The 24,488-nt window shown below is 41.0% G+C and carries 21 protein-coding genes; 15 read left to right on the top strand and 6 right to left on the bottom strand.

Annotated features, from left to right (window positions below):
* Window positions 1–410: 410 nt before the first annotated feature.
* The 3 genes from purH (at window position 411) to LXL81_RS27835 (ending at window position 4,684) form a co-directional block, all read left to right on the top strand.
* Window positions 411–1,946 (top strand): bifunctional phosphoribosylaminoimidazolecarboxamide formyltransferase/IMP cyclohydrolase, encoded by a 1,536-nt coding sequence (gene purH / locus LXL81_RS27825; RefSeq protein WP_234651144.1) that lies wholly within the window; start codon window positions 411–413, stop codon window positions 1,944–1,946.
* Between the two features lie 74 nt (window positions 1,947–2,020).
* The gene (locus tag LXL81_RS27830) at window positions 2,021–2,896 is read left to right on the top strand and encodes a hypothetical protein (RefSeq protein ID WP_234651146.1); all 876 of its coding nucleotides are present in this window, start codon (window positions 2,021–2,023) and stop codon (window positions 2,894–2,896) included.
* Window positions 2,897–3,064: 168 nt separating this feature from the next.
* Window positions 3,065–4,684 carry a sodium:solute symporter family transporter gene (locus tag LXL81_RS27835; RefSeq protein ID WP_234651148.1) on the top strand — a complete coding sequence of 540 codons (1,620 nt, stop codon included), beginning with the start codon at window positions 3,065–3,067 and terminating at the stop codon, window positions 4,682–4,684.
* Window positions 4,685–4,757: 73 nt separating this feature from the next.
* Here LXL81_RS27835 and LXL81_RS27840 read toward each other — a convergent pair whose 3' ends face one another.
* Window positions 4,758–5,201 (bottom strand): peptidylprolyl isomerase, encoded by a 444-nt coding sequence (locus tag LXL81_RS27840; protein WP_234651151.1) that lies wholly within the window; start codon window positions 5,199–5,201, stop codon window positions 4,758–4,760.
* Window positions 5,202–5,329: 128 nt separating this feature from the next.
* Window positions 5,330–6,115: a lytic transglycosylase domain-containing protein gene (locus LXL81_RS27845; protein ID WP_234651153.1), complete on the bottom strand. Its 786-nt coding sequence runs from the start codon at window positions 6,113–6,115 to the stop codon at window positions 5,330–5,332.
* A gap of 458 nt (window positions 6,116–6,573) precedes the next feature.
* On the opposite strand from LXL81_RS27845, the gene glp reads away from it, so the two are divergent.
* From glp to LXL81_RS27875, 6 genes are all read left to right on the top strand, one after another.
* Window positions 6,574–7,764 carry a gephyrin-like molybdotransferase Glp gene (gene glp / locus LXL81_RS27850; protein WP_234651155.1) on the top strand — a complete coding sequence of 397 codons (1,191 nt, stop codon included), beginning with the start codon at window positions 6,574–6,576 and terminating at the stop codon, window positions 7,762–7,764.
* 18 nt (window positions 7,765–7,782) lie between these two features.
* Entirely contained in the window at window positions 7,783–8,022 is a 240-nt protein-coding gene (locus LXL81_RS27855) for a MoaD/ThiS family protein (protein WP_234651157.1), read from the top strand.
* A gap of 50 nt (window positions 8,023–8,072) precedes the next feature.
* A complete protein-coding gene (locus LXL81_RS27860) occupies window positions 8,073–8,522 on the top strand; it encodes a molybdenum cofactor biosynthesis protein MoaE (RefSeq protein ID WP_234651159.1) in 450 nt (149 codons plus the stop codon).
* Window positions 8,523–8,531: 9 nt separating this feature from the next.
* A complete protein-coding gene (gene moaCB, locus LXL81_RS27865) occupies window positions 8,532–9,437 on the top strand; it encodes a bifunctional molybdenum cofactor biosynthesis protein MoaC/MoaB (RefSeq protein WP_234651170.1) in 906 nt (301 codons plus the stop codon).
* Window positions 9,438–9,448: 11 nt separating this feature from the next.
* Window positions 9,449–10,441, top strand: a complete 993-nt coding sequence (gene moaA, locus LXL81_RS27870; RefSeq protein WP_234651173.1) for a GTP 3',8-cyclase MoaA — start codon at window positions 9,449–9,451, stop codon at window positions 10,439–10,441.
* A gap of 201 nt (window positions 10,442–10,642) precedes the next feature.
* The gene (locus LXL81_RS27875) at window positions 10,643–11,050 is read left to right on the top strand and encodes a hypothetical protein (protein ID WP_234651176.1); all 408 of its coding nucleotides are present in this window, start codon (window positions 10,643–10,645) and stop codon (window positions 11,048–11,050) included.
* Window positions 11,051–11,096: 46 nt separating this feature from the next.
* On the opposite strand, the gene LXL81_RS27880 is transcribed toward LXL81_RS27875, so the two are convergent.
* Window positions 11,097–12,023, bottom strand: coding sequence for an alpha/beta hydrolase (locus tag LXL81_RS27880; RefSeq protein WP_234651177.1), 927 nt, complete (start codon window positions 12,021–12,023; stop codon window positions 11,097–11,099).
* 246 nt (window positions 12,024–12,269) lie between these two features.
* On the opposite strand from LXL81_RS27880, the gene LXL81_RS27885 reads away from it, so the two are divergent.
* Window positions 12,270–12,560, top strand: a complete 291-nt coding sequence (locus LXL81_RS27885) for a putative quinol monooxygenase (RefSeq protein WP_255713978.1) — start codon at window positions 12,270–12,272, stop codon at window positions 12,558–12,560.
* 19 nt (window positions 12,561–12,579) lie between these two features.
* Here LXL81_RS27885 and LXL81_RS27890 read toward each other — a convergent pair whose 3' ends face one another.
* Window positions 12,580–13,170, bottom strand: coding sequence for a hypothetical protein (locus LXL81_RS27890; RefSeq protein WP_234651179.1), 591 nt, complete (start codon window positions 13,168–13,170; stop codon window positions 12,580–12,582).
* Between the two features lie 121 nt (window positions 13,171–13,291).
* On the opposite strand from LXL81_RS27890, the gene LXL81_RS27895 reads away from it, so the two are divergent.
* The 3 genes from LXL81_RS27895 (at window position 13,292) to LXL81_RS27905 (ending at window position 20,341) form a co-directional block, all read left to right on the top strand.
* Window positions 13,292–16,375 carry a PVC-type heme-binding CxxCH protein gene (locus LXL81_RS27895; protein ID WP_234651181.1) on the top strand — a complete coding sequence of 1,028 codons (3,084 nt, stop codon included), beginning with the start codon at window positions 13,292–13,294 and terminating at the stop codon, window positions 16,373–16,375.
* 170 nt (window positions 16,376–16,545) lie between these two features.
* Window positions 16,546–19,245: a PVC-type heme-binding CxxCH protein gene (locus LXL81_RS27900; RefSeq protein WP_234651183.1), complete on the top strand. Its 2,700-nt coding sequence runs from the start codon at window positions 16,546–16,548 to the stop codon at window positions 19,243–19,245.
* Between the two features lie 169 nt (window positions 19,246–19,414).
* Window positions 19,415–20,341, top strand: a complete 927-nt coding sequence (locus tag LXL81_RS27905) for a hydroxypyruvate isomerase family protein (protein WP_234651185.1) — start codon at window positions 19,415–19,417, stop codon at window positions 20,339–20,341.
* Window positions 20,342–20,478: 137 nt separating this feature from the next.
* Here the strand turns inward: LXL81_RS27905 and LXL81_RS27910 are convergent, their stop codons facing one another.
* Window positions 20,479–20,790 carry an isoamylase early set domain-containing protein gene (locus LXL81_RS27910; protein ID WP_234651186.1) on the bottom strand — a complete coding sequence of 104 codons (312 nt, stop codon included), beginning with the start codon at window positions 20,788–20,790 and terminating at the stop codon, window positions 20,479–20,481.
* 309 nt (window positions 20,791–21,099) lie between these two features.
* Window positions 21,100–22,071, bottom strand: coding sequence for an aldo/keto reductase (locus LXL81_RS27915; RefSeq protein WP_234651188.1), 972 nt, complete (start codon window positions 22,069–22,071; stop codon window positions 21,100–21,102).
* Between the two features lie 120 nt (window positions 22,072–22,191).
* Between LXL81_RS27915 and LXL81_RS27920 the strand changes: the two genes are divergently transcribed.
* Complete coding sequence (locus LXL81_RS27920; RefSeq protein ID WP_234651191.1) at window positions 22,192–22,974, top strand: M23 family metallopeptidase; 783 nt, start codon at window positions 22,192–22,194, stop codon at window positions 22,972–22,974.
* 103 nt (window positions 22,975–23,077) lie between these two features.
* Window positions 23,078–24,364, top strand: a complete 1,287-nt coding sequence (locus LXL81_RS27925) for an aminotransferase class V-fold PLP-dependent enzyme (RefSeq protein ID WP_234651193.1) — start codon at window positions 23,078–23,080, stop codon at window positions 24,362–24,364.
* Window positions 24,365–24,488: the final 124 nt, after the last annotated feature.

A 24,488-nucleotide genomic window follows, 5' to 3' on the forward strand; every position in this document is an offset into this window, starting at 1 on the left:
GATAGGTCTAAATTATCAATCTGGACTGCATCAGAGTCTAAAAACCAAAATCCAGATCAATGTATAATTCAATTTTAAACTTTATTCATAATTTTAAACTGAAGGCAACCTATTTTAGGCAATCACAAGTATGCCTGATTGTTAATTTAGTTGAAATATGGTATTAATTATTCAGAATTAATGGCGATTTGTTTAATAAACTATCGATTTCTTTATCATCATTGATCAGCAAAAACAGATGATTATTAGCCACTCGATACGAGCATCATTAACAATTAACCATTAATCATTAACAATTTTAAATTATCTTTGCGGTTTATTTTTGATCACCGTGAGCTGGGAAGCCGAGTGTAAAAATTCTCTTTTCCTTTGCCCAAAGTCTCGTAATATTTACTGTCAAATATTGACCAATGTCTAAAAAAATCCAATCTGCTCTTATCTCTGTTTATTATAAGGACGGCCTTGAACCGCTTGTTCGCGTTTTACATGAAAACGGTGTAAAACTTTATTCCACAGGCGGCACGCAAACTTTCATTGAAAACCTGAATATTCCTGTTACCGCAGCCGAAGAGCTTACAGGTTACCCATCTATCTTTGGTGGAAGAGTAAAAACTTTGCATCCTGCCATCATGGGTGGAATTTTGTATCGTCGTGATGATGAGGGGGATGTAGCGCAGGCGGCTCAGTATAATATTCCTGCTATTGATATGGTTGTAGTTGATTTATATCCTTTTGAAGAAACCGTTGCATCTGGTGCGGGCGAGGAAGATATTATAGAAAAAATAGACATTGGAGGTATTTCTCTGATTCGTGCGACTGCGAAAAACTACAAAGATACGCTGATCGTTTCTTCGCGTAAACAATATGAAAGTGTTGTAACATTGTTGACTGAAAAATCAGCAAGTACGGATCTTGACGACCGTCGCTGGTATGCAGGTGAGGCTTTTGGCGTTTCTTCTCACTATGACGGAGCGATCAATAATTATTTCCTTTCCAAAGATTCAAGTGCGGATGATGCCTTGTTCAACTTTACAACATTACCGTCACAGACACTTCGTTATGGTGAAAATCCGCATCAAAGCGCGGCGTTCCATGGTGATCTGGATAAAATGTTTGACAAGCTTCATGGCAAAGAATTATCCTATAACAATCTGGTAGATGTTGATGCCTGTATCGGTTTGATCGATGAATTTGCTGACGCTGATCCGACGTTTGCAATTATCAAGCATACCAATGCCTGTGGTGTTGCAACCGCCGCAACTGCAAAAGAGGCTTATTTAAATGCTTTGGCTTGTGATCCGGATTCTGCTTTTGGCGGTGTTGTGATCACTAATGTTAAAGTCGATCTGGCCACAGCAGAGGAGTTGAACAAACTTTTTATGGAAATTCTGATTGCGCCTGATTTTGAAGATGGTGCTTTGGAATTGTTAAAATCAAAGAAAAACAGAAATTTATTGAAACGTAAATCTGTGGATCTTCCAGGGATTATGTTCAAAACAATATTGAACGGTGTATTGGTACAGGACAAAGATCTCGCTACTGAAACAGCGGAACTGATGACAACTGTTACTGAAAAAGCACCAACTGCTGATGAATTGAAAGCACTGGAATTTGCTTTAAAAGTTTGTAAACATACCAAATCAAATACAATTGTTCTTGCCAAAGAAAACCAGCTTTTCGCAAGCGGAACAGGACAAACTTCCCGAATTGACGCACTTCGTCAGGCAATTGAAAAAGCAAAACATTTTGGCTTTGATCTGCAAGGTGCGGTAATGGCTTCCGATGCGTTTTTCCCGTTCCCTGATTGTGTCGAAATTGCAACACAGGCAGGAATTACAGCTGTTGTTCAGCCGGGAGGTTCTATCCGCGACAAAGATTCTGTTGCCTATTGCAATGCCAATGGTGTGGCGATGGTTACTACCGGAATTCGTCATTTCAAACATTAATTCTAATTTTAAACACGGCGTTTCGTTCTTTTGAAACGTCGTGTTTAAAACTAATTGCCTTAAAGCTTGCCTCATTGAAAACCAACTTTCTATCAAAATCCCGTCTTGCTGCTCTTGGCAAATTTCTTCTGATCGGGTTGGTTTTGGTTATTCCCGGTTATTTTTTCCTTTATCCTCAGGTCCTGCAATGTCAGCTGATTGGTCTTTCAAATTTTGAAAAGGTCAATGATTATATTTATTCCAGTCCTTCTCTTGAACAAAATCAGCGCAAAAATATACTTGGCGTGATCAAAAAGGCAGAATTGCGGATTGATTCTTTTTGGTTTGGAAAACAGGCAGAACCAAAAATAATTGTTTGCGGAACTCCACAGGAATATCAGAAATATTGCCAGAGTACAGAAGGAGCAGGGTGCAGTCTGGGTACGCCCTGGGGAGATTCTTATGTAATTTTGAATGCGCAGGGTTTAAATGTGGATGTGATCAGTCACGAAATGTCTCATGTTGAATTACTGGGCCGTTTGGGCTGGTTGAAAACGACCCTGGATGTTCCTCAGTGGTTTAATGAAGGGACAGCTTTGATGCTGGACAGGCGTTTTGTAAATAATCCCGATTCTCTGGGCCGGTATTATGATTATATGGACGAATGGCTATATCAAACCGGCGGCGGACAAAATATTCTTGAACTTAAAAACATAACTTCCGTAAAAGGATTTTTTAACGGTGGTTCAAAGGAGGTTATGCTCGCATATATGACTTCCGGGCTGGAAGTATCTTACTGGCTGGCTTTTTGCGGACAGGCTGGGCTTGTTAAATTGGTGGGGGAGATGAAAAACGGCAGATCATTTAAGGAAAGTTATCTGGATATTGAAAATCGTGCGAAGCAAAATAATACATTGAAACTCCCTGATAATCCCCTCCGCTTACCGGATTCTATGAAAATGGATAAGTGAAAGAGTGCCATACTGCCACAGTTTATGCATTTTTGATCCTCGATGAAAAATAAAGGCGAACAATAATAGGGAACATGATTTTTTTACTTGCACTATTTTTCGAAAATAGTGTACCTTTCGGATTGAACAGAAATCGCTTATCCATTCATCTAATATCATAAATTTGAAATGCAACAGTTACAAACCCTGGATTACATAGTATTCTTCTTTTATTTTATCCTGGTATCAGGTTATGGATACTGGATCTACCAACGAAAAAAATCTACTACTGAATCTACACAAGACTTTTTCCTGGCAGAAGGATCGCTTACCTGGTGGGCAATTGGTGCATCGCTGATCGCGTCAAACATTTCAGCAGAACAATTTATTGGGATGTCTGGTAACGGATTTTCGATGGGTCTGGGGATTTCAACCTATGAATGGATGGCTGCTGCAACGCTGATTATTGTTGCGGTTTTCTTTATGCCGATCTATCTGAAAAACAAGATTTACACAATGCCCCAGTTTTTAAGTCAGCGTTATAATCCTACCGTAAGTTTGATTATGGCTGTTTTCTGGCTGGCTTTGTATATTCTGGTAAACCTTACATCAATTCTTTACTTAGGTGCGCTTGCAGTTTCCGGTATTTCAGGACTTGATTTCACCTTCTGTATGATCGCATTGGCAGTTTTTGCCATTATCATAACAATCGGTGGGATGAAGGTTATCGGTTTCACCGACGTTATTCAGGTTTTCTTCCTGATCATTGGTGGTTTGGCAACAACTTATCTGGCTATCAATTTAGTTTCAGGAGAAACCGGTATTGACGGGGTGATAAGCGGGATGAAAATGATGCGTGAAAATCATGACGATCACTTCCATATGATTTTCCCTAAAAGCAGTCCTTTTTACATGCAGCTTCCTGGTCTTGCAGTTTTGTTAGGCGGTATGTGGATCGTTAATTTGAACTATTGGGGTTGTAATCAATACATCACACAACGTGCATTGGGTGCAGACTTAAAAACGGCCCGTAATGGTATTTTGTTTGCAGCCGGTCTTAAATTGCTGATGCCGGTTATTGTTGTTTTGCCCGGTATCGCTGCTTATGCCTTATATAGCAAAGGTCTTTTTCAGGCTGAAATGCTAGGTGCAGATGGAGCAATTAATCCGGATAAGGCATATCCTGTTCTTTTAAATTTACTTCCGAGTGGTTTGAAAGGTTTATCTTTTGCTGCCTTGACAGCAGCGGTTGTGGCATCGTTGGCCGGTAAAGCAAATAGTATTTCAACGATTTTTACGCTGGATATTTTTAGGAATTATATCGGTAAAAACGCAGACGAAAAGAAGCTGGTTTGGGTTGGACGCTGGGTTGTAGTGGTTGCCATGATTCTTGCCATTGTTGTTTCTCCATATATGGGAATCGATAAAAAGGGTGGTTTCCAATTTATTCAGGAAATGACCGGGCTGCTTTCACCGGGAATTTTTGCTTCATTTATTATGGGCTTCTTTTGGAAAAGAACAAATTCAGCGGGGGCATTATTTGCGATTGTAGGTGGCTTCCTGATCGCCCTTGCCATGCACAACAATTATTTCCCATTTGCTGACTGGACTCAGGTTCCTTTCCTGGATAGAATGGGATTGGTATTCCTGATCTGTGTAGCCGTTATGTTTGTGCTGGGACTGGTTTTACCTGACGAGAAAAAAGGACTGCAAATTGACGTGTCGATGTTCAAACCACATCGTAGCTTTGTGATTGGTGCTTCGGTTGTTATCGCACTGATTGTAGTTTTATATAACCATTTCTGGTAAAAGAATTTGGATTGAAACAAAACAGGCCCGGATAATTTCCGGGCCTGTTTTGTTTTGTCAAAGAAAATAAAGCTTAGGCTTCTTCTTCAATGATAGTAATTTTCTGGATCTTATCGCCCTGACGAATTAGATCTACTGTATCCACACCTTCAACCACTTTGCCAAAGCAAGTATGGTTTCCGTCCAAATGAGCAGTATTAGTACGGCTGTGGCAAATGAAGAATTGAGATCCACCTGTATCACGTCCTGCGTGTGCCATGGATAAAACACCACGGTCGTGATATTGTTTTTCAGCTTTCACTTCACATTTAATTGTGTATCCCGGACCTCCGCGTCCTGTTCCCTGAGGATCTCCGCCCTGAATCATGAAATCAGGAATAACGCGGTGGAAAGTAAGTCCGTCATAAAATCCTTTTTTAGAAAGATCTACAAAGTTTTTCACAGCAATAGGTGTTTCCGCATCATAAAACTCGATAAGCATAGTACCCTTATCGGTGATCATTTCGGCCTTTGTCATATTCGTTTGACTGGTATTTGGTAAAAAATAAATGAAGTTTATACAACTGTTTTGTATATCATAACAAATGCAAAGAAAAGCATATTGCAGTTTTTCTTTGCATTGTCATGGTTATATAACCAAAGAATTTAAGAATCAGTTGCTACTCGTGCCAATTGTTTCGAATCCGGTTTTAAATCAGATAGTTTTTTCTCTTCTCTGATCTGTACCATTTTATCTAAAACATCACCGCTGCCCCATTCCTTGCTTCTTTTAGGATTGGAAAACCACTCTTTAACTGCCAATAATTTATAAATGTACTTAGTTGTTTCTGTGTTTAACCGAAGTTTAAAATAGTCGTCTTTATTTTGTGAGTTCATTCGGTGTTGAATATGTGTTGGTCCTGCATTGTAGGCAGCGGCTACAAGTGTCCAGGAACCAAGCTGGCGGTGAAGTCCTTTTAAATACTTACCTGCTGCATGGGTGGATTTAACCAGATGTTTGCGATCGTCAACCGTTCCATTTACGGTTAAGCCAAGAGATTTGGCTGTTGCGGGCATTAATTGCCAGTATCCGCTTGCACCTTTGTGAGAGGTAGCTTCGTGGCTCATAGCACTTTCTATGATGGGAATATATTTAAAGTCGGATGGCACTCCGTACTTTTTCAGGATGGGTTCAATAATTCGCATCCTTTTTTCTGCGCTCGTCATCAGTTTACGGAAAGAATCGGTGTCGTAATTTCTGATCATGTTCTGGTACCGCTCGGCTATGCGCATTTCCGTAAGAGGCACCTTTTCGCCACAAAAATTGATGGCAAGAAGGTTGGAGTTGATTGTTAGTTCAGACTTCAGCTCCTTCTTTTCTACCTTCAAGTTGCTTAGGGAAAACATCCCCATTGATGCAATTGAGAAGGCAACAAATATTAATCTAATCATCCATGTTTAATTTCGTTCAACATAATTTTCGGTGGTATTCCACGGGACAAAGATAACGCTATTGAATTAATATTGTTTCATTTTAGGGTAAAAAGTTGATTTATAGGTAATTGACTGATTTTGAATTAGCACTAATTCAAGTTGATCTAATTTTGGATTCTGATTCGGTTCGAAAATAATTATTATGTTTAAATTCAATTTGAAGAATAATCGTTGGAAATCACCAAAAGTAACAAAATGAATATTTTTAATTGAAAATTGAACTTTTCTAATACAGGATTTGGAAATAATTGAAATATAAATTTTTAGCTCTCTCATTTTTAGCCGATTTTTATTAAAAATGAGGCTCTTTTTCCGTTGTAAACAGCTGTAAAAAATCACAGATTGTCATCCTGGTATTATACCTTCGGTTCAATTTTTAAATACTATCTTGCATTGTTGGACTCATCATTTTGAAAATGGTCACAGTAGCAGAAGCTAAAAGAAGAATTACGGAAAATACAGTTGCTTTGTCTTTGGAGGCAAAAGTGGTATCAGAGGTATTGGGTTATGTTTTAGCTACGGATGTCACGGCGGGTTTATCTCTCCCGTCTTTCCGGCAATCATCTATGGACGGGTATGCGGTTTTGCATACCGATATCAATAACCAAAATATTTCCTTACCTGTCGTTGCAGAATCAAAAGCTGGTGGAACTTCGAAAATTACTTTAAAATCCGGTACCGCGATCCGCATATTTACGGGCGCTCCTGTGCCGGCTGGTGCCACAGCTGTGATCATGCAGGAGCGGACGTCTGTTGAAAATGGTAATGTGATTATAAAGGAATATCCGGTTTTGGAAAATCTTAATATCCGTAACGTAGGGCAGCAGATTCGGGAAGGTGATATTGCCCTGGCGGCCGGAACCTATCTGTCTGCCGGAGCAGTTGGTTTTTTAACCGGTTTGAATGTTCAGGAGGTTGAAGTATACCGGAAACCGAAAATTGGAATTTTGGTGACAGGTGATGAACTTGTAAAAACCGGTGAAGCATTAGGTGACGGACAGGTTTATGAGTCTAATTCCGCGATGCTGGTTGCAGCATTGAAAAAGGAAGGAGTTTATCAGGTTGAAGTATATTATGCCGAAGATGATCTGGCTGCAACAATCAGCAGCCTTGAATTACTGGCAACAAGAAATGATGTCATCATAGCTACCGGCGGTGTTTCTGTTGGAGATTATGATTATGTGGGTAAGGCGTTGGAAGCCATAGGTGCAGAAACAATTTTCTACAAAATCAGACAGAAACCGGGTAAGCCATTGCTGTTTGCAAAAACACAGCGAAATTATTTTTATGCATTACCCGGAAATCCGGCTTCGTCACTGGTATGTTTTTATGAATACGTTTTGCCGGCATTGAGGTTGATGTCAGGCCGGAAAGATAACTTTTTGCCATCTTTCAAGCTGCCGATTTCTCATGCTTATTCTTTTAACGGCGAAAGGGACGAATTTTTGAAAGCCAGTGTTTCTAATGGACAGGTAACTTCCCTGGAAGGCCAGGAGTCTTTTGCCCTGCGTTCTTTTGCGGTCGCTAATGCGCTGATATATTTGCCGGTAACCCAGCAAAATGTTTATGCGGGTGATCTTGTGGAGGTACATTTATTGCCTTTGTAAAATTATAACCAATAAAAAATGAGCATCAATATTTTATATTTTGGTATGCTGGCGGAAATTTCAGGACAGGCAAATGAACATTTGGCTGGAAAAGAAAATATGACGGTTAATGATTTAAAAGGGCAGCTGTTTGAAAAATATCCTGAAATGCGTGAGAAAAAATTCAAGATCGCAGTCAATCAGAAAATAGGAGATGATGAGACCATAATACCTTTGTCGGCAGAAATTGCATTGTTGCCACCTTTTGCCGGCGGATGAGAAAAACGAATCATTTGATTTTGATCAATATATAAGATTATTAAGGAGTAATGGATAAAATTCATAAACCTAAAAAGGTATTTGTGCCGGGTGCCATCAGTCCTCAGTTTGTTGCGGATTCAATTGCCAAGCACCAGAGTAAAACAAATATCGGTGCCCATGCCATTTTTCTGGGACAGATTCGGGCCGATGAAAAAGCAGAAGGTCATGTAACAGGAATTGAATATTCGGCTTACGAGGAAATGGCCGAACAGACTTTCCATGAAATTCGTGAAGATGCATTTACAAAATTTGACCTGATCTGTATGCATATTTATCATAGCATCGGACTAGTGCCGACGGGCGAAATCAGTCTTTTTGTTTTCGTTTCCTCAGCCCATCGCCGTGCCGCTTTTGAAGCATCTGAATATATTGTTGAACAAATAAAAACGAAGGTCCCCATTTTTGGAAAAGAGCTGGTTGGCCCCGCCGGGGAATATATCTGGAAAGAAAACAAGTAACCGCATATAATGGTAGATATTACGCACAAGACAAATACCCTCCGGATTGCAACCGCACAGGCCATCGTTCAGGTCAGCAGGCCGGAAACTATTCTGGCGATTCAAAACAGGACTGTTCCCAAAGGTGATGTTTTTGAAATGGCAAAAGCTGCGGGATTATTGGCAGTCAAAAAAACACCTGATCTATTACCGGACTGTCACCCGATTCCTGTTGAATATACCGGCGTAAATTATAGAATAGAAGACCTGACCATTGTTATTGAATTAACGGTCAAAACAATTTATAAAACAGGTGTTGAGGTTGAAGCCATGCACGGGGCTTCGGTAGTAGCACTCACGCTTTATGATATGTTAAAACCGATCGACAAAGGTGTGGAGATCAGAAATATTAAATTGCTGGAAAAAAAAGGAGGGAAAAGTGACAGAAAAGCAATTCCTGAAAATTTGAAAACAGCAGTGATCGTTTGTTCAGACAGTATTTCCAAAGGTTTAGGAGAAGACAAATCCGGGAGAAAAATTATTGAAAAACTGGATATGCTCGGAATTGTGGTTAACGATTACAGCATAATTCCGGACGATAAAAATACTATTCAGGAAAAAATAAGAAGTCTTTGCAGCCTTTCATATCAATTGATTTTAATTACCGGAGGAACCGGATTGTCAGATCGGGATGTTACACCCGAAGCCGTCAGTGAATTGATTGACAGAGAAATTCCCGGAATCGCGGAAACGGCCAGGCAATATGGACAGGAGAGAATTCCAACTTCCATGCTGTCCAGATCGGTTGCCGGTTTAGTCGGGAATACCTTGGTTTTAACAATGCCTGGAAGTACAGGAGGCGTAACCGATTATATGGATGCCCTGTTTCCGCACGTTCTGCATGTTTTCAGCGTTATGGATGGAAATAAGCATTAATTACAAAAACAATGTCTCAACCCATTCTGGATACTTTTGGTCGAAAGCATACTTATCTGCGGATCTCGCTGACAGATAAGTGTAACCTGCGCTGTACCTATTGTATGCCACAGGAAGATATGCAATTTATGCCTTCAAAATGGCTGATGCAGGCTGAGGAAATTCAGACGCTTGCAGGCATTTTCGTTGATATGGGTGTTGAAAAGATCCGTTTGACCGGCGGTGAGCCATTGATAAGAAAAGATGTTGGCCAGATCATCCAGAATCTGGGCACCTTGCCAACTTCTTTGACCTTAACAACCAACGCAGTATTTGTTGATCAGTTTATCAATGATTTGAAAAGTGCCGGCGTGCGTTCCCTGAATGTAAGCCTGGACACTTTGAACGAATCCACTTTTAAAAACATCACAAAAAGGGATCATTTTCACAAAACGCTTGACAGTATCAAACTTCTGATTGCCGAAGGTTTTCTTGTCAAACTTAATGTCGTGGTAATGAAAGGTGTTAACGATACTGAGGTTAATGATTTTGTAAGATTAACGATGGACGAGCCTAATATTCAGGTTCGTTTTATAGAATTTATGCCATTTAACGGGAATAAGTGGGATATGTCAAAAATAGTTTCTTACAATGATTTACTTGCTGATATCAGTTCGCAGTTTGAATTTGAAAAACTGGAAGGTGAATTACACGACACCGCGCATAGTTTCAGGGTGCGTGGGGGGAAAGGAACCTTCGGGATTATCGGTACTGTGACACATCCTTTTTGTGCAGGCTGCAACCGGATCAGGCTTACTGCCGACGGAAAGCTGAAAAATTGTCTTTTTGATACTACTGAAATTGATCTTTTAACGCCATTGCGTCGTGGAGAAGATATCCGCTCACTTATTTATTCTCATTTCCATAAAAAACATTTTGCCACCGGCGGGCATATTGATTTCAGTGAAAAAGAAGCAAAAGCGGATTATGAACAAAACAGGAGGATGATTGCTATTGGTGGGTAGGTAGTTTGTTTTGAAAAATTCTTCTGCAATATGACTAATGCGTTAATACATGTGCTATAATTTCACTTAAAATTTATAACATCGCTCCGATTTTTTATCACTCCACCGTTCAACCCGATTTTTTACCGTTCAACGATTTGCATGCAACATGCACATGACTGGGGCCATCATTGGTAAAAATTTAGCCATAAATCTTCAATCATGAAAAATTTCAAAACAACTTTCGTTGCCGCTATGATCGGCTTATTGGTAAGCGGATCTGCTTTCGCCGGACAAACTCAAAATGCATCAGGAAATAAATATTATGAGCCTTTCCGGGTGGGAATGTATCGTGTGAAAAATACCTTAATGATGAACGTATTAGTTGAGAAGGAAAAAAATGCCCGCATCCATATCAGACTTGTTGATAGCAAAGGAAAAATTCTTCATCAGGAATTTGTTGGCAGAGGAATCGAAAAAATCGGTCAGAAATTTGATTTTTCAGAGATAGGTGATGGAGATTATAAAATTGAAATCGTGAGTGGAGAAGAAAAAATCACAAAGAACGTTAGTTTGGCCACAACTGAAATTGCAGAAGTGGCAGGAAGGAAATTAGTAGCACTAAACTAAATTGAACATCGGGTTACAATCATAAAGATTTGTAACCCGATTGTTTTTATTTCCCCCAGCCATTTGCTTTTAGCCAGCCGTCCATCGCCGCAGGCCAGTTCACCAAAGATCCTTTTCCTTCTGTTCTCAGCCCAAAACCATGTCCGCCTTTTGGATAAAGGTGCATTTCTGCCGGGGTTTTAAATTTCTTCAAAGCCAGGTAATAGGCAATGCTGTTTTCCACCGGCACAGCCCCGTCGTCCATCGCATGTACTAAAAAAGCCGTTGGTGTTTTCTCGCTGACCTGCAATTCATTGGAATAATACCTGATCAGTTCTTCCGATTTTTCTGATCCTAATAAAGCATCACGTGAACCGCCATGCGCGATTTCAGGCATGAATGATATTACCGGATATAGCAAAATCGAAAAGTTAGGTTTTGCCTCTTCTGATGCCTGCGCTCCCATATTATAATGTGTTGACAGCGTAGCAGCCAAATGTCCGCCCGCTGAAAAACCCATCACACCGATTTTATCAGTTTCAATATTCCATTTCTTTGCCGACCGGCGGATCAGTTTTATTCCCTGCATGGCATCCATTAATGGAACTTCGTGCTGGTGCGTCATCGCTTTTGCATCCGGCAGACGATATTTCAAAACAAAAGCAGAAATTCCTCTTTCATTAAACCATTTGGCAAGATCACTTCCTTCATGGGAAGCCGCCAGAATTCCATAACCGCCACCGGGGCATATCATAACCGCAGCACCGGTCGATTTTTCTTTTGGAACAATAAAAGCAGTGATTGTCGGGACTGTAACTCCGCTTATTCTTAAAATTCCGGTTGCGTCCGTTACCGATTTTTCCTCAACTTTATTGGCTATGGAACTGGGTACTTTTCCTTCCGGCCAAAGCGGAATAACTTCATTTTGAGCCATTGATTGTAATGATAAGGCAGTCAGGCCAATGGCCATGAGTATTGATTTCACTTTTTTCATTGATTTAAATCTTTCGGATAAAGGACGATATTTCCTGATCTCTACCCCAAATCCGAATCAGATCTTTGATATGCTGATTTATATTTTTTATCTGCATATGGAATGATTACCAATATTTTACATGCTTAAAATCGAATTTTATATACTTTATTCGCACAAGTTCCTGTTAAATAATTGTGCTGGCTGATAAGCGTTGGGGAATTGACTTTTTTTATTAATACAAAAACCATAATCATTCAAAAGTTTATGATCATCATCCGCATCGTTAGAATGACCTTCCTTCCTGAAAAAACCAATGAATTTCAGCGCATTTTTGAACTATGCAAAAATGATATCCAGAGCATGCCAGGATGTTTGCACCTTGAACTTTGGCGTGACGTTGATGATCCCAATACTTTTGTAACACATAGCCACTGGGAATCCGTCGAAACCCTTGATGACTACCGGAGAACTGAGTTTTTTGGTGTAGTCTGGAAAAAAGTCAGAGTGCTTTTTGCCGAAGCTCCTCTTGCCTTTTCTGTTGAAAAAATATCCTGAAAACCTTCGTAATCGCTTCTTATTTTTTAGCAGGATTGATCATAATATGGGCACGATGCGTTCCCGGATCCATTATCCACGGCATTCCTGGCATGTCAGGTTTTAACGGAAGTCCGGTACTTTCAGCGGTTGCGAAAGGTATGTACACCACATAACGCATATAGCCGTCTTTTAAAGCACCGGTTTTTGAATCATAATTTTCAGCTGATCCCGAAAACGAATAAAGTGTTGCAGGTTGATTCGGCATCAGCAACTTTTTGCTTTTCACTTCTTTTTCACGGATATCAAATATCTCCTTCTGGTTTTTTCCTTCTTTTGTCAAAACCCGTCCACGTTCCATAAAAGGTTCCAGGTCTGCGTGATAGCATGATACGTTAATTCCATCTTTTGTTGGATCATCAGCAATACATACAAAATCATTTGTACCGTTTCTCAAAACCTTAAAAGTCCCATCGGCAGCATAACCATATACTTTCGCCGCAGCCTGCTTGTCACTTGGTGCGGCCAGTATAGCGGTTTTGATCTGGATATCTTCAGGCGAAATTACGGTTTGTGCTTTTACCCCAAATGCAGCGCATAAAAGAGCAAAGCTGAAAATAATTCTGTTCATGATAGTAAATGATAGGTGGCTGTTTTCTTATAATCTAAAATTAGTAATCTTTATGAATAGAAACCTAAATCGGTTGACTTTGTAAAGTTTTATTGTGCCCAACTGATTAATCATATCACCGATGAACTTTAAAAATCCGGTAACATTATCAATTTCTGGTATGCTTGCCCTGGGAATGCTCGCCGCGTCTTACATGCGGACCAACCCGACAACTGTGAAAAGTTCAGGTCTTGATAGTCTGTACGACAATCTGACGACTGAACAAAAACATTCTCCAAAGTACGCAACCGCAGGACTAACCGTTGCCAATGGTCTTGAAGCAACGCTTTTTGCTTCTGAGCCAACCTTGACAAATCCTACCAATATTGATGTAGATCATCTGGGTCGGGTTTGGGTTTGTGAAGCGTATAACTATCGTCCGGCAATAAATGGTAATCCGACAAAAGGCGAAGGTGACCGGATTTTGATCTTGGAAGATACCAACGGTGATGGAAAATCAGACAAAACAACCGTTTTTTATCAGGGCAAAGAATTAAATTCTCCTCTCGGGATTTGGGTAATGGGCAATCAGGTAATCGTTTCCCAAAGTCCATATGTATGGCTTTTTACAGATGCAGATAATGATGGAAAAGCGGATAAAAAAGAAGTAATTTTTGAAGGCGTAGGCGGAGAGCAGCATGATCATGGTATGCATGCTTTTGTTTTTGGTCCGGATGGAAAACTGTATTTCAATTTTGGAAATGAAGGCGGACACCTGCTGGATGGAAAGGGAAATCCGGTAGTCGGCCAGGATGGAAAACCTGTTGACTTTAAGAAAAACAAACAGGGAATGGTATTTCGCTGTGATCCTGATTTTAAAAATATCGAAGTTTTGGGAAATAATTTCCGGAACAATTATGAAGTAGCGGTGGATAGTTATGGCACCATGTGGCAGTCGGATAATGATGATGATGGAAATAAAGGTGTTCGTATCAATTATGTGATGCAATACGGAAATTATGGTTACACAGATGAAATTACCGGTGCCGGCTGGCGCGCAAACCGTACAAATATTGAAGATTCCATTCCTTTCCGTCACTGGCATTTGAATGATCCGGGAGTGATCCCGAATCTTTTACAGACCGGAGCAGGATCGCCGACGGGCATGGTTGTGTATGAAGGGCGGCTATTGCCTAAAATATTCTGGGACCAGATGATCCATTGTGATGCAGGTCCTAACGTTGTTCGTTCTTATACGGTTGCCAAATCCGGCGCAGGTTATTCTGCAAAAATTGTAAATCTTTTGGAAGGAAAACGTGATCAATGGTTCAGGCCTTCGGATGTTTGTGTGGCTCCGGATGGCTCACTTATTGTCTCTGACTGGTATGATCCCGGCGTTGGCGGACATCAGGCCGGTGATCAGAATAAAGGTCGGTTGTATAGAATTGCGCCGGAAAACACACCTTATAAAATTCCTTCGGCTGATTTCTCAACAGCTGCGGGAGCGGTGCAGGCATTGCAAAATCCTAACCTTTCGGTCCGTTATCTTGCCTGGAATGCTTTGATGAAAATGGGAGATAAATCACTTCCGGAACTCAAAAAGCTATTTGAAAATACAAAGGAAAATCCCCGTATGCGAGCACGCGCTTTGTGGGCAATAGCAACCATTGACATAGTCAGTACCGAAAATCTGGAATCTGCCTTGCGTGATGCAAATCCGGATATGCGGATTATGGCAATCCGTGTGGTTCGTGAAAAACGAAATGCAGATCTGGTGAAATATATCAAATTACTGGTTAACGATTCTGATGTTCAGGTTCGTCGGGAATGTGCTTTGGCGCTTCATGGAACGGTTTCTCCCGAAGCTGCAAATCTTTGGGCAGAACTTGCGCAGCAGTATGATGGGCAAGACCGCTGGTATCTGGAAGCCCTGGGAATTGGTGCCGAAGGAAATTGGGATGCTTTTTTCAAGGCCTGGCTGTCAAAAGCTGGAGCAAATCCGGTTGCTACGGATGCCGGAAAAAATATTGTCTGGCGTTCAAGAAGTAAGGAATCAGTTAATTTATTGGCATCGCTTGCCAGTGATCCCGGTGTTGATCTGAAAAGTCGTTTAAAATATTTCCGTGCCTTTGATTTTAATCCTGCGGCCAGGGAAAAATCGATTGCTTTGGTCAAAATCATGAAGGGGAAAGCCGAAAATCAAAATGAGATCAATGAACTCGCGCTTCGTCACCTCGACCCGGTTTTTGTAAAACAATCACCGGAAGCACTGGCATCTTTGAAAAAATTACTTGGTGCAACGTATGGCACTGCAACTTATATGGAACTGGTGACCCGGTATGAGCTTCCGTCTGAGAATAGTCGTTTGCTGCAACTTGCCTTATCTAAATCTACTTCAAATATTGGCCGTTCTGCCGGACAGCAGCTTCTGAAACAAGGCGGAGCACCATTACTTTTAACAATGATTAAGGGAAAAGATACAGAAAAAGCAATCGCTGCTTTGGCTTCTATCAAGGGTGTGGGAAGTAAACAATCACTCGATATACTGAAAGCCGTTGTACTGGATAGCAAAGAACCTATTGAGATTCGCTCTGAGGCAGCCCGCGCATTAGGCGGTACGATGAATGGAGAGGATTTGGTTTTGGTATTATTAAAAGAAGGGAAAATTGCCGGCGATCTCAAAACTCCGGCAGTTCAGGGACTAAGCGGCGCATGGCGGAAATTAATCCAGATTGAGGCTGCAAAATACCTTGACGGAAATGCCGTAGCTGCTAAAAAACATCCGGATCTGAAAACGCTGGTTTCGATGACTGGAAATGCTGCAAAGGGAAAAGAGATATTTTCAATGTACTGTTCCGTTTGTCATCAGGTAAACGGGCAGGGAATGGATTTCGGCCCAAAACTTTCTGAAATTGGCAGCAAACTTCCGAAAGAAGCAGAATATGCCGCCATCTTTGAACCAAGCGCAGGAATCGGTTTTGGTTATGAAGGTTTTGAAGTGCAATTCAAAGATGGTTCATCGGTTACAGGAATTGTTTCTAGCAAAACGGAAACCGACCTGATCATGAAACTTCCGGGTGGTACCACGCAGGAATATAAAATGTCGCAGGTGAAATCGATGAAACAGATGAAAGATTCTATGATGCCGGCTGGTCTTCAGGATGCTATGAGCACCGACGAACTTGTTAATCTGGTAGAATATTTAAGTAGTCTGAAGAAAAAATAATTACGTTTTATACAAATCATTCATTACAGCCCGCTGAAACACTTTTGTTTTAGCGGGCTGTTTGTTTATCGTCATTTTTTCAATTTAAGTAAAACTTTGTTTCGTTAATCTGAAAAAGAACTGGTAATTTTGAAATTGTCCAATAGTCTTCTGCTCCATTGAATTACGTTTTGAAACGAATTAAATACATTAAGTCTGCCCTTCTGGTTGCCGCAAATCTTTCTTTTTTTAGTTTGAATGGGATCTGTCAAGTGGTGGATACCCTGGCGAAAGTTCATCCTGATAGTTTGTACGCGACCTTTTCTGAACCTGAAAAGCGGTTTTCGAGAAATGCCGTTGCTGGTCTTGAATCTGCTGACGGCCTTGAAACAACGCTGTTTGCGTCGGAGCCACTCATCACCAATCCAATCAACATCGATGTTGACCATCGCGGAAGAGTCTGGGTTTGCGAGTCTTATAATTATCGTCCGGCCGTTAATGGAAAATCCGAACTGAATGTCGGTGACCGGATCGTTATTCTGGAAGATACAACAGGTGACGGAAAGGCAGATGTTACCAAAATTTTTTACCAGGGTTCCGAACTGAATTCACCTTTGGGAATTTGGGTGATGGGCAACAAAGCCATCGTTTCCCAAAGTCCTTACGTATGGCTTTTCACAGATACGGATGGTGATGACAAAGCGGATAAAAAGGAAGTTCTTTTCAAAGGAATTGGCGGCACGCAGCAGGATGCCGGCGTCCATGCTTTCGTATTTGGACCGGATGGGAAGTTTTATTTTACCTATGGAAATGCAGGAAAACAGCTTGTTGACGGAGAAGACAGGCCGCTTCTGGATAAATACGAAAGGCCGATTGATTTTCGTCAGTATCGTCAGGGCGTTGTTTTCAGGGTTGATCAGGAATTTAGAAATGTGGAGATACTGGCTGAAAATTTTCATAATGGTTTTGAAATTGCCGTTGATAGCTACGGTACCATGTGGCAGTCGGATCAGGAAGAGCCTGGCAACGGTGCTGACCGTGTAAGTTATGTCATGGAAAATGGAAATTTTGGTTATATAGATGAAATGAGCGGAGCCAGCTGGCGTATCAATCATACCAATCTTGAAGACGAAATCCCGCGTCGCCACTGGCATCAGAATGATCCGGGCGTTGTTCCGAATTTGCTGGAAACCGGTTCAGGTTTGCCCATGGGTATGGTGGTTTATGAAGGTGATTTACTGCCAAGACGTTACTGGGACCAGATTATCCTGGCCGATGCCGGGCAAAATACAGTAAGGGCATTTCCGGTGGAGCCAGATGGCGCAGGGTTTAAATCGACAGGAATTCTTCCGCTTTTGGAAGGAAAAAGAGATAAATGGTTTAGGCCAACGGATGTTTGTGTGGCACCTGATGGGTCGCTGATTGTATCAGACTGGTATGATCCGGTGGCGGGTTCGCATAAAATGAAGGATAGGAGCAGAGGCAGGATCTTCAGGATTGCGCCTCCGGGAACGGCTTACAAAATTCCTGTTTATGATTTATCTTCTCCGGTTGAAGCGGTAAAGGCTTTACAAAGTCCTAATCTTTCTCAGCGTTATCTGGCATGGAATGCCTGTGTTAAACTGGGCATGGCGGCAGAACCGGAGCTCGAAAATTTATTCCGGTTGTATAACGGAAATCCAAAACTACGCGCACGCGCACTTTGGGTTTTGAATAAAATTGAAGGTTTCAACCACAGAAATCTGGATATCGGTTTTAGAGAATTAAATCCAAACTTACGTATTACTACATTGAGAGCGGTTCGCCAGCGTAACAGTGATCCAACGGAATACATCAAAAGATTAACATCTGATCCTAATCCGCAGGTACGCCGCGAATGTGCTTTGGCGATTAATCACAACCATACTTACGAAGCGCTGGATGTATGGCTGCAATTGGCTCAGCAATATAAAGGAAATGACCGCTGGTCGGTGGAGGCGCTAAGTATTGGTGCGATTGGTCAGTGGGAAAGGATTTTTCCTGCATGGCTGGCAAAGGCAGGAAAAAATCCAGGCAATACGGATTCCGGTAAAGATCTGATCTGGTTAGCCAGAACAAGACAAGCGATCCCTTATCTTACGGATCTGGCATCAGATACTTCAGTTACTTTTAAAAGCAGATTACGTTATTTCCGTGCATTTGACTTTTTCCATGCAGGCTATGAAAAATCGCAGGCACTTATGCACGTGATGGACGTAAAATCCTCTGACCGGATTGAAGTCAGTAAGTTGGCCTTACTGCATTTGGATAAATCTTTCGTAACCAATTCCCAGCAGGGATTGACCGCTCTGAATAGGCTGCTCGATGAAACATATGGTACCGAAGATTATATTGAACTCGTAACCAGATATACCCCGGAATCTGAAAATGCACGACTTTTTCAAATGGCCATTGAGAAATCAGGTAGCGTTTTAGGACGTGATGCCGGGGCTTTGCTTTTGGAAATTGCAGGTGTTTCTTTTATTACTGATAAGTTATCAACCTTAAACGACTCCAAAAAATCAGCTTTGTTAGCCTCGCTGCAAACGGCTGGAAGTGCTGAGTCTGTTTATATTCTGCGCTCAACTGTGCTGGATGTAAGTCAAAAAGAATCAATTCGTGCGGATGCAGCCCGCTATCTTGGCGGAAGCTGGCCGGGAGAAGACGCGGTTGTTAAATTGTTAAAACAAAATCAGGTTGACGGAGAAATTAAGGAAGCCGCTCTGGAAGGTGTGAAAAATGCATTCAGGGATGATGTGAAAAAGGAACTTGCACCATATTTTCCGAAACCTGTCGAACCGATTATCGTAGCAGAAGACACTGAACAGCCGAAAAGTAAAAAGGAGAGAAGAAGAAAGAGAAAAGGAAACTAAATTTCACGCCAAGCAGGTAAGAAAAGGGCAAAGAACGCAAAGTTAATCTTAGCGTTCTTTGCCCTTTTCTTTTTTGCTTCGTGTGAAATCTTAAAATTGAACTTCGTAATCGGTATAAATCGCCAAAACTTTTCTTTATCTACTAAAACCATAACAATATCCTTAAATCATGCTCCGCAGAAATTTTGTTAAATCATCCCTTGGAATAGCTGGTGCCGCAATGGCAGCGAATGAGGCCTTTGCAACTCCAACTTCAAACATGGCAAAAAATACTTTTAAACTAAAATACGCTTCTCACTTCGGTATGTTCCAGAACAGTGCCGGAAAAGATGTGATTGATCAGCTGAAATTTATGGCTGATCAGGGTTTTATGGCTTTGGAAGACAATGGCATGATGGGCCGCCCGGTTGAAGAACAGGAAAAAATCGCCAAGGAAATGACTCGTTTAGGTATGGAAATGGGTGTTTTCGTTGTGGATAAAGGTGGAAACGGAGCAAATACATTAGCAACGAACAAAAAAGAACATATCGATATTTTCCTTGCAGGCTGTAAAAAAGCAGTAGAAACGGCAAAACGTGTAAACGCAAAATGGATGACGGTTGTGCCTGGTGATTTCGACCGTAGCCTGCCGATTGGTGTACAAACCGGAAATGTAATTGACGCGCTTCGCAGAGGTGCCGAAATTTTGGAACCGCATGGGTTAGTAATGGTTTTGGAACCATTGAGTGATACGCCAAACTTGTTTTTACGTACTTCTGACCAGACGTATGAAATCTGCCGTGGTGTAAACAGCAAATCTTGCAAAATCCTGTATGACATTTATCACATGCAGAAAAACGAAGGGCGGGTGATCCACAATATCGAAGCCACGTGGAGTGAAATTGATTATTTCCAGATAGGAGATGAGCCGGGAAGAAACGAGCCAACAACGGGAGAAATCAACTATAAAAATATATTTAAATACATCTATAACCGGAGTAAAAAGGAAGGGAAAAGCTTCATTATGGGTATGGAGCACGGCAATTCTCAAAAAGGAAAAGAAGGAGAAGCTGCGTTAATTAAAGCATATGTTGACAGCGATAATTTTGCAATTTAAGGGTAGCTATTAGCTTTTAGCGGTTAGGCTGCGAATAGAAAGTTATTGGTCATTAAATATGTTCATTAATATTTAATAAAAATGCCGGATAAGGAAAATTATCCGGCATTTTTTTACTGTTTAACAGCTAACAGCAATTAAAGAACTACAACTGAATTTTCTTCTGCATTTACTCCCGCAGGAACATATTTATCAGCTTCCCAGTCATTCGCCCAGATTTCGTTATCTAACAGATAACGGAACTGGTATTCTTTACCAGGAACCAAGTCAAGGCTAGCCTTGAACGAACCGTCTTTTTGTTTTTTCAATGCCACCGCTTCTTCCGGATTCCATCCATTAAACTCGCCCACAAGCGCAACTTTTTCAGATTTTTCAACGGCTTCGGCAGGCAAGGTGAACGTTACTTTTACAACGGGCTTGCTTTTCAAATACTGTTTAGTAATTGCCATAATTTGTAGTGTTTTTTAAGTTGATGCGTCAAAGATACAATCAAAAATTATACAAATAAATGACTATCAGCATAATAAATTTTTTCTTTCTTTGAATAGTTATATGATTTTATTTGAAAAAGCGCTCTCAGTGCAATTTTTAGCGGATTTTTCCGGTATTTCAAATCTAATATTTTTCCATAATTCAGATCATGAAATCGTATTTAATGGTTGGATTATTCTCAGAAACCCGGCTTGGCCGCAATAAAAAATGCTACAAAACGGATTAACGTCATGTAGCATTTCTTTTAATTATATTCATAAAGTAGTCTACTGCGACCACTCCGTAGGTTCACGGTCCCAACGGTGTTTTTTTAATTTTTCCAGCTCTTTTTCTGACAATCTTTTTCCGTCACTTGTAGCAACATTTGATTTAACATGAGCCAGTTTTCTCATTCCCGGAATCGTCGTGTGCACATCCTCGTTTTCAAGAATAAATCTTAAAGCAGCTTCCGGCATCGACATATTTTCTGGTAAATCGGGGCGCAATGCTTCGGCGTGGTCAACACTGCTGTTCAGGTTTTCCGGCACAAAATATGTAGACCGCCAGTCGTCTGCCGGGAAGGTGGTTTCCTTTGTCAGATGTCCGGATAATGTCCCTTCATCCAAAGGAACACGCGAAATAACGCCAATATCCAGTTTTTTGCAAAGCGGAAAAAGCTGATCTTCAGGAGCCTGATCAAAAATATTGTAGATAACCTGCACTGCATCAATCAAACCTGTCTCCAAAGTTTTCAATGCATTATTTGGCTCCCAGCGGTTGATACTGAGTCCCCAACGTTCAACTTTACCCTCCCTGGTAAGTTTCTGAATGGCTTCTTTCCATTCATCTTCATGCGCCCAGGCATCTTCCCAGACATGGAATTGTAAAAGATCAATGGACTCAACACCCAGGTTTTTTAAACTTTTTTCGGCGTATTCAACAATGTAGTCGGCAGGAAAAACGTCTTTTAAAAGAAAGGAAGGTTTAGACGGCCACTGGCGGTTTTTAGGCGGGATTTTTGTTGCGGCGTATAACTTTTTATCCGGATTTCTGCGGATAAGGTCACCCAGAATCATCTCACTTTTACCTTCGGCATAACCCCAGGCTGTATCAAAAAAGTTACATCCTGATGCTACGGCCAGGTCAAGAGAGTCCTGGATTTCTTTAATATCAGAGCCAGTCCAGCCGGCAAGTCCCCACATGCCATAACCTATCTCGCTGATTTTCCAGTCACTACGTCCAAAACGGCGGTATTGCATTTTTGTAAAAGTTTAGTTGTTTTTTCTTTAAAGGAATTAATAGTACAATTTTAATGCTATTGAAATACATTTGTTTTAATTTATTACATTTAGAAGATACTGCGTTTGTTATTAAAAAAAATGTCATTTAGCGGGAGAGTATTGTTGGAGGGTACCATGAAACGATTGGTTGGTTTATTATTAATTTTGGGAATGGCAGGTTGGAATACACAAACGTTGCCCAAAAATAATATGCTTTCTTATTGCATCGCCTTTCGTCAGATACAGGAAGATATCAGAGACTGCGCCATTACTCCTGATTCGGCGGCTCGCGCCTGGCAGGAAAATATGAGAAATATCAGGGAAACATTTCATAACGGAGATACCTGCCGGATGGGCGATTCAACTTATTTTGTTTTCCCGATCCGCGGTTACACACCTGAAAAATCAATTGGCGGAAAAGGGATGGGGTATCGTTCAGATGGTTTCGATCTGTTTGACATGGATGTTAAAGGTAGTCATCCGGCGCATGATCTTTTTGTTTACGATAAAAATCAGGACAATCTGGATGACAGAACCTGGAAACCAGTGGAGGTTTTAGCATTTACTTCCGGTGTAGTGGTTGCGGTTGAAAATAACTGGAAGTATGACAGTGATTTGCGTGGCGGAAACTGGATATGGATTTATGATCCCTGCCTAGACGGACTATTTTATTATGCTCATAACAACGTTTTATTTGTAGAACCCGGACAATGGGTAAATGCCGGCGATAAAATTTCGGAAATGGGAAGAAGCGGTTTTAACGCATTCAAAAGAAGATCTCCGACACATTTACACCTGATGTTTTTAAAATTAAACAGCGAGGCGTTACCATATCCTGGCGATACTTACGACTGGTTGATGAATTCGATAGTGAAACAATAGCCTTGTGCATAAGCGGGTTGGGAAGAAGGCTTGATTGAAATTACGAGAAAATATTTGTATATTTTATAAATCACTCCCTTAACTATTCCTAATTTCCTGAATTATGAACAACCGCCGGTCTTTTATCAAAAAAAGTGCTGCCCTTGGTATGGGTGCCTTTGGAATCAATAGTCTATTTAATGAATTACATGCTGCTGATTTTCAGTCGGCTGAGAGATTCTGGAAAGATGATATTGGAAATAATGAAGATTACTGGGCGGTGATTCAGGAAGCCTATCAAGCTAGTAAAAGCGATATCATTATTTTAAACAATGGTGGCGTTTCTCCCTCGCCGTTGGTTGTCCAGGAAGCACTGGAAAAATATAACAGACAAGCTGCACAAGGCCCTTCATATTATATGTGGCGGATTATGGATAAAGGACGCGAGCCTTTACGCCAGCGTCTGGCTGCACTTGGCGGTTGTGATCCGGAAGAAGTTGCGATCAACAGAAATGCCACAGAAGCTTTAAATACCGTCATTTTTGGTTTGCCTTTACAAAAAGGTGACGAAGTGATTGGGATGAAATTCGATTATCCCAACATGATGAACGCCTGGCGTCAGCGTCAGCTGCGGGATGGGATTGTGTACAAACAATTGTCATTTGAGTTTCCGATTGAAAATGATGCCATGATTGTCAAAGCTTATGAGGATGCTATTACGCCTGCCACGAAAATTATCCATCTTACGCACGTGGTGAATTGGGTCGGACAGATTATGCCGGTTAAAAAAATCTGTCAGATGGCGCATAAAAAGGGTGTTGAAGTGATTGTGGATGGAGCTCATTCCTTTGGATTACTCGATTTTAAAATTGCAGATCTTGAATGTGATTACTTCGGCACAAGTCTGCACAAGTTTTTGAGCGCGCCGGTGGGAAGTGGTATGATGTGGGTGAAAAAGGATAAAATCGCTAAAATCTGGCCATTGGTTTGTAATCATGAACCGACGAGTGCCGATATCCGCAAATTTGAAACACTGGGAACGAGAAGTTTTTGTATTGAACAGGCGATCGGGGAAGCCATTAATTTCCAGGAAGCAATCGGTATAAAACGGAAACAGGAGCGTATCCATTATCTGAAAAAATACTGGGCGGAAAAAGCACGACAAATTCCTGGTGTGAAAATCCATACTTCATTGAAACCGGAATATTCATGCGCCATTGCCGGAGTAAGCGTGGACGGCTTAAAACCGACAGAACTGGACGGTAAACTACTTAACGATTTTAAAATCCATACCGTTGGCATCAGTTATGAAAGTGTGCAGTGTGTCAGGGTTACTCCGCATGTCTACACTAAAATAAGCGATCTGGATAAATTGGTTGGTGCTTTGGAGAAGATTTCGAAGAAGGCTTGAACGCTTAGAAAATGATAAAATTTTTCAAATCCTTTGAAGGCATTTTAGTTGCATTTCAAGGGATTTTATTTTTTCAATCGGTTCTGGCGATTAACCATTTATCAAATTAAATTGGCCTTAAAAG

It is taken from the genome of Dyadobacter sp. CY356 (assembly GCF_021440195.1).
In the GTDB taxonomy this organism is placed as follows: Bacteria; Bacteroidota; Bacteroidia; order Cytophagales; family Spirosomataceae; genus Dyadobacter.